The sequence below is a fragment of the Neobacillus driksii genome (genome assembly GCF_013409995.1).
GTDB classification, from domain to species: Bacteria; Bacillota; Bacilli; order Bacillales; family Cytobacillaceae; genus Neobacillus; species Neobacillus driksii.
Genome location: NZ_JACCBX010000009.1, coordinates 24,071 through 37,384, shown reverse-complemented (window position 1 = coordinate 37,384; position 13,314 = coordinate 24,071). Strand labels below are relative to the sequence as shown.

The window sequence follows — 13,314 nt, the reverse complement described above, 5'->3', positions numbered from 1 at the left end:
CCATTCTTCGGTTTTGATTTAGGCATGAATTGCCTTTCCATCTACGGCAAGGGCCGCTTCACCAATTGCTTCAGCCAAGGTCGGGTGGGGATGAATCGTATGAGCAATATCCATGGCGGTTGCGTTTAATACACGAGCGAGACCCACTTCCGTAATCATATCCGTTACATGCGGACCTACCATATGAGCTCCTAACAGTCTATTAGATCCTTCTTCAACAACCAATTTAACAAAACCATCTGATTCACCAAAAACCAAAGCCTTTCCAATGGCACGGAATGAAAACTTACCAGTTTTTACTTGATACCCTTTTCCCTTTGCTTCCTCTTCTGTTAGCCCAACACTCGCTACTTCTGGGCTGCTGTATACACATTTTGAAACAAGAGTCGAATCAAGTGGTCCAGGGTTTTCCCCAGCCATATGTTCAATCGCAATCATTCCTTCATGTGAGGCTACATGCGCAAGCTGCAAGCCGCCTATCACATCACCAATCGCGTAAATGTTTGGTTCATTGGTTTGATAAAATTCATTTGTTTTAATAAACTCACGATTGAAATCTATAGTGGTATTTTCCAGCCCAAGGCCTTCTGTATTCGGTAATCGTCCAACGGATACTAAAAGTTTATCAGCAGAAAATGACGTTTCTTTTCCTTTATGTTCCGCCTTAATCGAAACACCGTCACCTTTTTCTAAAGTCTCAGGCAGCACCTTTGCACTAGTAACAATTTTTACGCCTTTTTTCTTCATTAAACGCTGGATTTCTTTTGATACATCTTGATCCTCAGTCGGTAAGATACGATCAGCATATTCAAGTACGGTTACTTGTAATCCGAAGTCCACGAGCATGGATGCCCATTCGATTCCAATCACACCGCCTCCAACAATGATAATAGAAGTTGGAAGTGTCTCTATTTTCAAGGCTTCGTCCGATGTCATCACATAGCTTTCATCTACTTCTAGTCCTGGAAGTGTTCTTGGGCGAGAGCCTGTTGCAATCAAAATATTCCGTGGGCTTAAAATGATTTCATCTTCATCATTGTTCAATTCCACTAAAACATCTTTTGACTGCAAGATACTGCCTTTCCCCTCATAAACATCGATCTTTCCTTTTTTCATCAAATAGTGGACACCTTTAAAAAGCTGTTCCGTAATTTCTTCTTTTCGTGCCTGTACTTTTGAAAAATCAAGTCTAACTTCTGGTGCAATGACACCGTACTTTTCTACTTTTTTAGTTTGGGCGTACACTTCTGCGCTTCTTAGTAAAGCCTTGCTAGGGATACAACCAGCATGAAGACATGTTCCGCCAATTTTTCCTTTTTCAATAACCGCCGCTTTTAATCCTAATTGTGAAGCGCGAATAGCAGCCACGTATCCGCCTGTTCCACCGCCGATAATTACAACATCATATTCTTTTGTCATGTTCGTATCCCCTTCTATCAAAATATGTATTTATATCTTAGGAAAACTTAGATTATTAGTCCCAACAGGGGCTACATAAATTCATAGACTGCAAAACTATTAATCTATTTCAATTGCACATGCACTAGAGGAGAAGCTTTCTCCAACTAGAAAACCGTTTTCGTCATTATAATCAATATGTGTTACTTCATCTAAATAACGTTTTGTAAAACGATCCAGTTGAATCTGAATCCCATCCATCTCAATGATAAAATCGTTTCGTCGTGGTTCATCAAATACAATGGAAAACTTAACAGTCACACCGCAGCCGCCAGCGACTTCAGCGTCAATCCGGGGAGTCCGCTCTCCATTGACAACCATTTCCTTTAGCTTATTCATCGCCGATTCTGTCATTTTTATCAACATAGGAACTCACTCCTCCTTATTCGCTATTTTACATGGATGACACATTCGCTTTTGCTGCATTGACCTGTGCATCAGCATGATAAGAGGAGCGAACGAGCGGACCTGCTTCACAGTGGCTAAAGCCTTTTGACATGGCAATGATCTTTAGTTCTTCAAACTCTTGTGGACTCCAATATTTTTGGACTTTTAAATGATGTTTGGTTGGCTGCAAATATTGACCGATTGTCATAATATCTACATGGTTTGCACGAAGATCATCCATCGTTTCGATAATTTCTTCCTTTGTTTCTCCTAGACCAATCATAATGCTTGATTTTGTTGGAATCGCAGCATTCATTTGTTTTGCACGTCTTAAAAATTCAAGGGAACGTTCGTATGTGGCACGTGCACGAATTTTTGGTGACAAACGTTTCACTGTCTCAATATTGTGATTTAAAATGTCTGGCCCGGCATCCATTAATGTTTTTAAGTTGTCATATTCACCCTTCATATCGGACGGGAGGACTTCAATACTGCAAAATGGATTGCGTCGTCTTACTGCCCGTAGGGTTTCGGCAAATACTCCTGCCCCGCCATCTTTTAAATCATCACGAGCAACTGCGGTAATGACGACATGCTTTAGTCCCATTTGTTCTACTGATTCCGCTACACGTTCTGGCTCATCCCAATCAAGCTCTGTCGGCAGCCCAGTTTGAACCGCACAGAAACGGCAGGCTCGGGTGCATATACTTCCTAAAATCATAAAGGTTGCCGTTTTACGTACAGCCCAGCACTCATGGATGTTAGGACATTTCGCTTCTTCACAGACTGTATGAAGCTTTTTTTCACGCATCATTTTTTTTAGGCCCGTATACTCTTCATTTGTATTTAATTTTATTTTTAGCCATTCTGGTTTGCGAACATAATCGATTGACATATTTACCACTCCTATGAACTGTCATGAAGCTTAGGCTATTTTGAACCACCAAGAATGATATAGTAAGAACATCTATTCATTCTTGATGGTTCATGTTTAAACATTCAGTTATGACATTACAGTTTCTTTATTTACTACTTTTTCTTTTGTATAGCGCAAGATTGGTTGTCTAGCAGCCTGTACTTCATCTAACCGGCCAATTACTGTCGTATGTGGTGCGTCTAATACGACTCCTGGATTTTCTTCCACTTCTTTTGCAATTTGAATCATGACATCCGCAAAAGCATCCAGTGTTTCTTTTGTCTCTGTTTCTGTTGGTTCAATCATCAAACATTCCTCTACATTTAGCGGGAAGTAGATGGTAGGTGGATGGTAGCCAAAATCCAGCAGGCGTTTGGCCATATCTAGTGTTCTGACACCAAGCTTTTTCTGTCTTGATCCAGATAACACAAATTCATGCTTACAAATTTGCGAATACGGTGCTTCAAAATATGGTTCTAGTTTTTTGCGCAGATAATTGGCATGAAGTACTGCACTTTCCGATACTTGACGTAAACCCTCTGCCCCCATAGTTCGAATATAGGTATACGCTCGCAATAGAATACCAAAGTTTCCATAGTATCCTTTTACACGGCCAATAGAAAGTGGCTGGTTAGAGTCTAGTACATATACTTCATTTACTTTCTCAACACGAGGTACTGGTAAGAACGGAATCAATTTCTCTTTCACACCGACTGGGCCTGCACCTGGGCCGCCCCCGCCATGAGGTGTTGTAAAGGTTTTATGAAGATTTAAATGCACGATGTCAAATCCCATTTGGCCAGGAGTTGTTTTCCCTAAGATGGCATTCGCATTGGCTCCATCATAGTATAGTAAGCCGCCTGCTTCATGAACAACCTTAGCAATCTCTACTATTTCTTTTTCAAATAGACCGAGAGTATTTGGGTTTGTCAGCATTAATGCTGCTGTATTTTCATCGACATGTTTCTTTAATTCTTCTAAATCGACTAGCCCATGCTCATTGGATGGAATCGTTATCGTATCAAAGCCAGCAACCGTTGCACTTGCAGGGTTTGTTCCATGTGCGGAGTCTGGAACAAGGACTTTGGTTCTTACCTCACCTTTTTGCTTATGATAGGCTTTGACCATCATTAACCCGGTCCATTCTCCTTGAGCACCTGCTGAAGGCTGTAACGTCACGGCATCCATTCCTGTAATGACAGCTAATTCTTCCTGTAATTCATATAAAACTTCTAATGCGCCTTGGACCGTTTCAGTTGGCTGGTAGGGATGAATGCGGCTAAACCCTTCCAAACGTGCTACGTCCTCGTTTATTTTCGGATTATACTTCATCGTACAAGAACCAAGTGGATAGAAACCATTATCAATCCCATGGTTCTTATTCGAAAGCGCGGTGTAATGTCGAACAAGCTGTAACTCTGATACTTCTGGGAGTTCTGCCGGCAGATCACGAATCAAATGCTTCGGTAGTTTATCATTGAGATCAACATAATCAACATCACTCTCTGGAAGACTTGAACCAACACGTCCCTCACGACTAATTTCAAAAATTAGATCATTATATTCAACCATTTACAGCTGCCTCCAATACCTCGATAAATTGGTCAATCTCTTCTTTTGTCCGCTGCTCTGTTACTGCAATAAGCATTTGATCTTCTAAGCCGTAATCATTTCCTAAATCAAACCCGCCGATGATACCAGCTTCAAGAAGTTTTGAATTGACTTCCTTTACTGGACGAGGAAGCTTGACAACAAATTCATTAAAGAATGGAGCTTTATTCATAATAGTAAAGCCTTTTTTATCTAACGATTTTGCCATGTAATCTGCTTTTTCAACGTTTAGCTGCGCCATTTGACGAATTCCTTGCTTTCCAAGTGCACTCATACAAACCGCAGAAGCAAGTGCATTTAATGCTTGGTTTGAACAAATATTAGACGATGCTTTATCTCGGCGAATGTGCTGCTCACGTGCTTGCAGGGTTAATACAAATCCACGTTGTCCTTTTTCGTCACGCGTTTGCCCTACAATTCGTCCAGGGATTTTTCGCATAAATTTCTTACTTACTGAAAAATAACCGCAGTGCGGGCCGCCGAAGGACATCGGGACTCCTAATGGCTGCATATCCCCGATCACAATATCTGCTCCAAGTTTACCGGGAGATTGCAAGAGTGCTAGTGCCAATGGATTGGCGCTTACAATGAAAAGCGCTCCTTTTGAATCAGCGATATTCTTAATTTCTGTTAAATCCTCGATGGAACCGAAAAAGTTTGGGTATTGTACAATAACCGCAGCTGTGTTTTTATCAATTTGTCCTTGAAGCTGCACTAGACTTGTTTCATCATCAATAAGATTGACGTCCTCAACATTATAACCTTGGCCATCTGCTACCGTATTTAGGATGGCACGTGATTCAGGATGAACTCCCTTCGACACAAGAACTTTGGAACGTCGTGTCGACGCTACAGCAAGTGATGCAGCTTCTGCAAGTGAAGTAAAGCCGTCATACATGGAAGAATTAGCTACATCCATTCCTGTAAGCTCACAAACCATCGTTTGAAATTCAAAAATCGCTTGTAATTCACCTTGGCTGATTTCCGGTTGGTATGGTGTGTATGCTGTGTAAAATTCGGAACGTGATATCATATGATTGACCACACTTGGTATGTAGTGATCATAGGTTCCCGCACCAAGAAACGTCGGGTAATGATTCGCATTTTTATTTTTAGAAGCAAGCTGATTCATTTTTTTCGAAAGAAGTGATTCAGGGACAGCCGCTGGGATATTTAGCTCTGATTTCAGCTGGATTTCTTCTGGAATATCTTCAAATAACTCATCTATCGAAGAAATATTTAAAAAAGATAGCATTTCCTCTTGATCTTGTTTCGTATCAGGGAGGTAGCGATAAGTAGAAGTCATTTTATTCCTCTCCTTCATTAATATATGCTTGGTATGCCTCTTCATTTAAAAGTGATTCCAATTCATCTGGATTCGACATTTCCACTTCTACTAACCATCCTGCTTCATATGGATGTTCATTAATCGTCTCAGGTGCATCTCCTAACTCTTCGTTTACCAGTACAACCGTTCCTGATACAGGAGAATATAGATCTGAAACTGCTTTAACTGATTCGATGGTTCCCATTGATTCATTTGCTGTTACTTCATCATCCAATTCTGGGGTTTCAACGAAGACAATATCTCCTAATTGCTTTTGTGCAAAATCAGAAATTCCAACGCGTACTCGATTTCCGTCTAATTGTAATACCCACTCATGTTCTTTGCTATATAGTAAAGTTGCTGTTGCTTTCGTCATTATTTCTCTTCCTTCCAATTTTTATTTACTTTCGTAATGCCTATCTGCTCATGCAAACTAACACTCTATGACTCTATTATCCCTTTTTATAGAAAGGTGTTTTAACCACAACCGCTTCAATCAACTTATTACGGATTTCCACTTTCAATGGTGTTCCCACTTCAGTATGTTCAGCTGCAATAAGTGCAAGACCAATACTTTTCTTTAATGATGGTGATTGGGTTCCAGATGTTACTACACCAATAGCCTCTCCATCTTCCGAAACTACTTTATACCCATGACGAGGGATTCCCCTGCCTGTTACTTCAATTCCTACTAATTTTCGCTTTAATCCGGCTTCTTTTTGTGCTAATAGTGCGTATTTACCGATAAAATCATTCACTTTGTTCGTTTTTACTGCAAAGCCGATTCCCGCTTCAAGAGGACTTATATCAGGCAATAACTCTTGACCATAGAGGGCAAGACGTGCTTCTAAACGTAGGGTGTCACGTGCACCTAGACCGCATGGCTTTAAGCCATCATCATTTCCAACTTCTAAAAGCTTTACCCAGAGTGCTTCCGCTTGAGAAGCAGATAAATAAAGCTCAAAACCATCTTCCCCTGTATAACCAGTGCGAGATACGAGCACATCAGTAATCCCGTCAAGGTTGACATGTTGAACAAATCTAAAAGAGCCAATTTTCGATAAATCGGTTTCTGTTAACTTTTGTAAAACACCTTCAGCATTGGGACCCTGGATGGCAATCTGCGCAACCTCATTCGAAATATTTTGGAGCGCCATCTCTCCTTTTGCATGCTGCTGCATCCATTCGAAATCCTTCTCAATGTTTGCCGCATTAATCACTAGTAAATATTTTTCATTGTCTAATTTGTACACTAATAAATCATCAACCGTTCCGCCGTCTGGATAGCACATTGCAGTATATTGTGCTTGATTGATGACAAGCTTTGTCACATCGTTCGTGCATAGGTAGTTGATGTAACGCTCTGCATCTTTTCCTACAACAAGTACTTCACCCATATGAGAGACATCAAAAAGTCCTGCTTTTGTTCGGACTGCCTCGTGCTCATCTAAAATGCTAGAAAACTGAACTGGCAGTGCCCAGCCTCCAAAATCTATCACCTTCGCACCAAACTTTCCATAAACTTCAAAAAGTGGCGTTTGCTTTAATGCTGTTGCCATACCCATTGAGATATCTCCTCCTTAAGATTTCTTACAAAATAGTCGTTCCTTCACCTGTTTACCTGTTTCTGTCGTTGCTAGACCTCCAAGCGCTGTTTCCCGAAGTGTCCGAGGCATATCTTTTCCGATTCGATACATTGCTTCAATCACTTCATCACATGGTATGCGGCTTTCAATCCCAGCCAGCGACATATCAGCCGCTGAAAAAGCGATGGAGGTTCCGATTACATTACGCTTAATGCAAGGCACTTCAACAAGACCTGCGACTGGATCACAAACTAATCCTAAGAGTGACTTCATGGCAATGGCAGTCGCATTCACAGCCTGCTGTGGCGTGCCGCCTTTTAACTCTACAATGGTTCCAGCTGCCATAGCTGTTGCAGATCCTACCTCTGCTTGACAGCCCCCCGCTGCCCCAGAGATGAATGAACGATTTGCAATGACAAACCCGAGCATGCTTGCTGTGAATAAGCCCATGACTAAATTTTTATAGGGGGTGCCATCATTTTTATGAAGCGAAAACAATACACCAGGCAATATGCCGGCAGCTCCAGCAGTTGGAGTGGCAACAATAACCCCCATCCGTGCATTGTTTTCAGAAGTTGCCAATGAAAAGCTCATTGCATTGCTGACATAATTTCCAGACAGAGATTTCCCTTGCTGTACGTAATCAACCATTTTCACGGCATCACCGCCAGAAATTCCACTTGGTGCGGTTGAAGCATCTTTTATACCGCTATCAACGGCTTCTTTCATTTTGATCAAGCGCTCTTCCATCATGCTAATAATGGTTTCTTTGTCTCGTCCTGATTTTTCTATTTCCATCATCAGCATGATTTCACCAATGGTTTTTTGTTCTCTTTCACAAACCTCAATCAGCTCTTTCATCGACTGTATCTTCATCCTATTGCCTCCATCAGTACTTTCCCTCTTGGTTGATAAGAACGAGCAAGGACCGTAAAGTCATCGCCTGCATTTAAACGAATATCTACCATCTTCTCGTTAATCATAAAAATCTTGGATAAGCCGCCGCCAAGTGACGCACCGCCTACCTTTACAAGACGATCGTCGTGTTTCACTGTTACCATAGTTGTATTTGGATGATCATAGTACTCACAGCTTTCAGCAAATTCGAATTTGTACTCCATCCCAACCTCTTTTGCCCACTCCAATGAGTGTTTAATGCGTGTATCATCGGTATCCATCCCAAGCAATCCGCCAAGAAGTGCTTTATCTGTTCCATGTCCTTGGTAGGTTTCAGCAAAGGAATCATAAAATACAATATTGACCTCTTGCGGATAATCTCCTACCAGTTCATAAATAAATTTCCCGATGGATACGACTCCTGCTGTATGTGAACTCGACGGTCCCACCATAATAGGACCAATAATGTCAAAACAACTCTGAAATTCCATCCTCATGCTCCCTTCTTAAACTGTGATTGCCTGTTGAAATAACGGATAGCCACTACAGATTGCTTTGGTAGTTTCTTTTGCTTTCTCAAGAACTGCTTCGTCGCCTTTACTTTTCAGAACAGCTGCGATTACTTCCCCGATTTTCACCATTTCATCCTGCTTCATACCACGTGTCGTTAAAGCCGCAGTTCCCATGCGGATACCACTTGTAACAAAAGGCTTTTCAGGATCATAAGGAATCGTATTTTTATTGACCGTAATACCGGCTTCTTCTAATAATTTTTCTGCTACTTTTCCAGTTAAATTCCATGGACGTAAATCTAAAAGGACAATATGATTATCGGTTCCGCCGGAAACAAGGGCTGCGCCATGTTTTTTTAATGTTTCTCCTAATGCTGCAGCATTTTCAATGACTTGTTTCGCATAATCCTTAAAGCTTGGCTGCAATGCTTCGCTGAATGCAACTGCCTTAGCTGCAATAATATGCATCAGCGGACCGCCTTGAATTCCTGGAAACACGGATTTATTAAGGGCTTTTATCATCTCTTCATCATTTGTTAAAATAATGCCGCCACGCGGTCCTCGGAGCGTCTTATGCGTAGTGCTCGTTACAACATCTGCATAAGGAACTGGTGATGGGTGAAGACCAGCTGCAACTAGTCCTGCGATATGCGCCATATCTACCATAAACTTCGCGCCAACTTGATCCGCAATTTGTCTAAACCGTGCAAAATCAATCGTTCTAGGGTAAGCACTGGTACCTGCAATGATCAATTTCGGTTTTTCTTTTTTCGCAATTGCTTCCAGTTCATCGTAATCAATCAATTGAGTATCTTCTCTGACACCATAGGACACTACTTCAAACCATTTTCCTGAAACACTTACAGGACTTCCGTGCGTTAAGTGCCCGCCATGTGAGAGGTTCATCCCCATCACTTTATCACCGGGTTGAAGGAGAGCGAAAAATACAGCGAAGTTTGCCTGGGCACCTGAGTGAGGCTGGACATTGGCATATTTAGCACCAAACAGTTGAGTTAGGCGGTCAATGGCAACTTGTTCTGCCACATCGACAAATTCACAGCCTCCGTAGTAACGCTTTCCTGGATAGCCTTCTGCATATTTGTTCGTCAACACACTACCCATTGCTTCTAAAACATCTTGGCTTACGAAGTTTTCAGATGCGATCAGTTCCAATGTTTGATGCTGACGTTGCTGCTCTTTCTGGATTGCTGCAAAAATAGTGGAATCATTTTGTTGTAAACTCATTCCCGTTTCCCCCTTGATTGTTGTAATGACTACCTCTATCTGTAGTTAAAAACCTACTTTTTTGCACGCAAAAAAGGACAGAAAAGGGTAGCACTAGGCTTTCTTCTACCCTTCTCTGTCCTTTTACCTGAGAGTTTAAGTTCGATTAAGAACCTTCCCCTTTGGTGGCATATCATTTATATGCGCTCTCCAGAGTTGCGTCCAATTGTGGTTCCATCTACCTGAGAGATTAATTCCAAGGGTCTTTTTGGAACTTGCTCCTTCGGTGGCGTGTAAACTTGCACTCTCCCACAACCATCTTCCGCTTATTAATTTTTATTATTTTCAGAATAATAGTAACAGGAATCTACGTCAAGCTTTTTTTGAAAGCGTAAACATTATTTTTTTAGTTATCGCTTAATTTCTGCTAAATTTTGTTGATTCTCCTGTTCTGCATAATCCACCTTCGTGATCACCATTTTATAAATCGCTATCAGCATGATAAACCAAACAGGTGTTACAAACAAGGCGATACGAGTATCTTCGGCAAGCCCAAGTACAACAAGCACGAACGCAAGGAAAACAAGAATTAAGTAATTGGAAAATGGATAAAGCGGCAATTTAAATTTGTTCACTTTCGCTAGATCCGGTCTGGTTTTTCTGTATTTTAAATGGCTGATGACAGTAATTCCCCAAATAAAGATGAAACATACTGTAGAAATACTTGTAATCAGCGTAAATACTCCTTCTGGCATAACATAGTTCAATATTACGGCAATTAGAATGACAACAGTGGAGAAGAACAATGCATTGGAAGGTACTTTACGAGAATCAAGTTTTGCTAATGGTACAGGTGCATTTTTATCTTTTGCAAGAGAGTATACCATCCGGCTTGTACTGAAGATTGCGCTGTTACAGGCCGACGCTGCTGAGGTTAGGACGACAAAATTGACGATACCAGCTGCTGCTGCAATTCCAACCGCCACAAAGACTTGGACAAATGGACTTTTCGCAGGATCAATCGCATTCCACGGATAAATACTCATGATGACAATGAGGGCGCCAATGTAGAAAATCAATACTCTTATAGGGATATTATTTATTGCTTTAGGAATTACTTTCTCGGGGTTTTCTGTTTCACCTGCAGTAAGTCCTACAAGTTCAATGCCAACAAACGCAAACACTACCATTTGGAATGACAGAATAAAACCATTTATGCCATTTGGGAACATTCCGCCGTGGCTCCAAAGATTGGTAAAACTGGATGCACCGGAATTTGTTGAGAAGCCTTTAATAATCATGAATATTCCGATAACAATTAGCGCAAGAATCGCAATTACTTTAATTAATGCGAACCAGAATTCCATTTCGCCAAAAAGCTTTACGGTTGCAAGATTCATAAGAAGCAAAACGACTAGTGCAATTAACCCAGGCATCCACTGTGGTACATCAGGAAACCAAAATTGGGTATAGAGACCCACTGCTGTTAAATCGGCCATTGCGATTGAAATCCAGCAAAACCAGTAGGTCCAGCCCGTAATAAAGGCCGCCATATTCCCCAAATAGTCTCTAACAAAGTCCACAAAAGAATGATATTTTAAGTTGGATAAAAGCAATTCTCCAAGTGCGCGCATGATTAAAAAGCAAATGGCACCTGTAATCAAGTACGCAAATAAAATCGATGGACCTGTTAAATGAATAGATTTTCCTGCTCCTAGAAATAATCCTGTTCCAATAGCCCCGCCAATAGCGATGAGTTGAACGTGCCTGTTTTTTAGTCCTCGCGATAATTTTTGTTCCTGCAAATGAATCCCCTCTTTCTTCTTTTCCAGGATAGGTTATATCCCTATCAAAGTTTAATTTACCATTAGTCAAACCTGCAGAAATAAGCGCTTACATTTTTAAAAAGTAAATCGTTAACCAGATCAACCCAATTGGAAACTGAAAAAAATGGACTCCCCAACTAGAAATTTTCTCTTTTAGCACCCTCCTTTTTCTGTTTTTCTCTATTTTTCTCCACAAAAAAGGACAGAGAAAAATAGGCGTTTCCCTATTTTCCTCTGTCCTTTTACCTGAGAGTTTAACTCCTTTGGTGGCACATGGCGCTCTCCAGAGACGCGTCCTATTGTGGTCCTTTTACCTGAGAGATTGAGCCCATTTTTGGGACTTGCTCCTTCGGTGCTAAACAATGCGTTTAGTCTCTCCCACAATATTCATCCGCTAATATGAATTTAAATATATACTAGTCTATCAATATCAAGATGTCAAACTAATTTTCTGAATTTAAACACTATTATAAATTCACAGTAACAAACCACCTAGAAACCTCTGCTTCTTTTTGACTATGATGGAACTTCTACTGAGTTAATCTCAGTTTCTTTATTGGGTTCTTCCAAGTATTCTAAAACTCGCTGGGCCATTAGTTTGTAACCAGTTGTGTTTGGATGAAATTCATCTTCTGCCAATAAGTCCAAGTTAGTATTACTGAATAAGTCTTTTGTTGGAATATACCTTACATGATCATATTTTTCTGCAAGGGATTTTCCAGCCTCATTCCAACTGTCAATAATCATGCCCAGTTCTTTTATTTCACCAAAATGCCGTTCAAATGGATTGTAAAAACCAATTAAATAAATTTGAGTATCTGGATTCAGTTCATTGATTTTACTAAAGATGGCCTCTAATCGCTCTATATATTTCACCCTTTCCTCTTGAAAGGGTTCCATCGTAACATTCATAAAGTTGGTTTTTAATACATTCATAATGTCATTGGCACCAATTGTGATTAAAACCACATCAGCCTCTTTAATAGTGGAAGCAACGTCTTCTTTTTCCAGTCTTTTCAGTAATTGATCTGTCCGGTTTCCTTTTTTACCAAAGTTTTCAACGGAGATATTTAAGTTATTGCCTTCAAACGTGTGGTTAAGGATTCCAACATAACCACCACTCTTTGTTTCATCACCAACACCTTCGGTTAGAGAGTCCCCGATTGCCACAATCTTTTGATCATTTTTGAAAAAATCAAAGGCAATTTCCACTACTTCCCTGACCTTAGTTTTAATATCTTCCGTTATAGGTTTATCCGTTTCTTCTTCCTGTTCAGCTTGTATTTCTTTATCAGCTGTAGCATCTTCAGTTACTGTGGCTTCAGTTATTTCTGGTTGGTCTTGATTAAAGGAAGTAATAGCCTTCACTCTTTCAATCTTTACTGGATCACTCTTAGGCAAAAGTAAATATAAAACGACTCCCACAAATAACAAAATACCAAAAAAATTCATCACTGATGCTTTTTTTCTCCTCATAATTTATCACACCTATTACTATTGTAAAATCTTAATCTAAATAATACCCTCTTTGTAATATAGTTATTCATTTTATCATGCTTGGCACCATACA

At 40.4% G+C, this 13,314-nt stretch carries 12 protein-coding genes and 3 riboswitches; all 12 genes read right to left on the bottom strand.

From position 1 onward, the window contains the following. Positions 1-18: 18 nt before the first annotated feature. The 12 genes from lpdA to F4694_RS19890 all read right to left on the bottom strand — a co-directional run bounded on the left by lpdA (position 19) and on the right by F4694_RS19890 (position 13,220). Positions 19-1,419, bottom strand: coding sequence for a dihydrolipoyl dehydrogenase (gene lpdA / locus F4694_RS19945; RefSeq protein ID WP_179601164.1), 1,401 nt, complete (start codon positions 1,417-1,419; stop codon positions 19-21). 99 nt (positions 1,420-1,518) lie between these two features. Further along, entirely contained in the window at positions 1,519-1,824 is a 306-nt protein-coding gene (locus F4694_RS19940) for an iron-sulfur cluster biosynthesis family protein (RefSeq protein WP_179601162.1), read from the bottom strand. 28 nt (positions 1,825-1,852) lie between these two features. Next, positions 1,853-2,740, bottom strand: a complete 888-nt coding sequence (lipA, locus tag F4694_RS19935; protein WP_179601160.1) for a lipoyl synthase — start codon at positions 2,738-2,740, stop codon at positions 1,853-1,855. A 108-nt stretch (positions 2,741-2,848) separates the two neighbouring features. Continuing rightward, on the bottom strand, positions 2,849-4,333 hold the full coding sequence (gcvPB, locus tag F4694_RS19930) for an aminomethyl-transferring glycine dehydrogenase subunit GcvPB (RefSeq protein WP_179601158.1): 1,485 nt from the start codon (positions 4,331-4,333) through the stop codon (positions 2,849-2,851). Then, positions 4,326-5,678: an aminomethyl-transferring glycine dehydrogenase subunit GcvPA gene (gene gcvPA / locus F4694_RS19925; protein WP_179601156.1), complete on the bottom strand. Its 1,353-nt coding sequence runs from the start codon at positions 5,676-5,678 to the stop codon at positions 4,326-4,328. The genes gcvPB and gcvPA overlap by 8 nt, the downstream gene beginning before the upstream one ends. 1 nt (position 5,679) lies before the next feature. After that, a complete protein-coding gene (gene gcvH / locus F4694_RS19920) occupies positions 5,680-6,075 on the bottom strand; it encodes a glycine cleavage system protein GcvH (RefSeq protein ID WP_179601154.1) in 396 nt (131 codons plus the stop codon). Positions 6,076-6,151: 76 nt separating this feature from the next. Beyond that, on the bottom strand, positions 6,152-7,264 hold the full coding sequence (gcvT, locus tag F4694_RS19915) for a glycine cleavage system aminomethyltransferase GcvT (RefSeq protein WP_179601152.1): 1,113 nt from the start codon (positions 7,262-7,264) through the stop codon (positions 6,152-6,154). 15 nt (positions 7,265-7,279) lie between these two features. Further along, positions 7,280-8,161 (bottom strand): L-serine ammonia-lyase, iron-sulfur-dependent, subunit alpha, encoded by an 882-nt coding sequence (sdaAA, locus tag F4694_RS19910; protein ID WP_179601150.1) that lies wholly within the window; start codon positions 8,159-8,161, stop codon positions 7,280-7,282. Further along, positions 8,158-8,673 (bottom strand): serine dehydratase beta chain, encoded by a 516-nt coding sequence (locus tag F4694_RS19905; protein WP_179601148.1) that lies wholly within the window; start codon positions 8,671-8,673, stop codon positions 8,158-8,160. The genes sdaAA and F4694_RS19905 overlap by 4 nt, the downstream gene beginning before the upstream one ends. A 15-nt stretch (positions 8,674-8,688) precedes the next feature. Continuing rightward, complete coding sequence (glyA, locus tag F4694_RS19900; RefSeq protein ID WP_179601146.1) at positions 8,689-9,939, bottom strand: serine hydroxymethyltransferase; 1,251 nt, start codon at positions 9,937-9,939, stop codon at positions 8,689-8,691. Between the two features lie 105 nt (positions 9,940-10,044). Next, positions 10,045-10,142: riboswitch (glycine riboswitch) on the bottom strand. A 186-nt stretch (positions 10,143-10,328) separates the two neighbouring features. Further along, positions 10,329-11,723, bottom strand: a complete 1,395-nt coding sequence (locus F4694_RS19895) for an amino acid permease (RefSeq protein ID WP_179601144.1) — start codon at positions 11,721-11,723, stop codon at positions 10,329-10,331. Positions 11,724-11,976: 253 nt separating this feature from the next. Further along, a riboswitch (glycine riboswitch) is annotated at positions 11,977-12,033 on the bottom strand. A gap of 3 nt (positions 12,034-12,036) precedes the next feature. Next, positions 12,037-12,135: riboswitch (glycine riboswitch) on the bottom strand. A 125-nt stretch (positions 12,136-12,260) separates the two neighbouring features. After that, positions 12,261-13,220: an SGNH/GDSL hydrolase family protein gene (locus tag F4694_RS19890; protein WP_179601142.1), complete on the bottom strand. Its 960-nt coding sequence runs from the start codon at positions 13,218-13,220 to the stop codon at positions 12,261-12,263. Between the last annotated feature and the right edge of the window lie 94 nt (positions 13,221-13,314).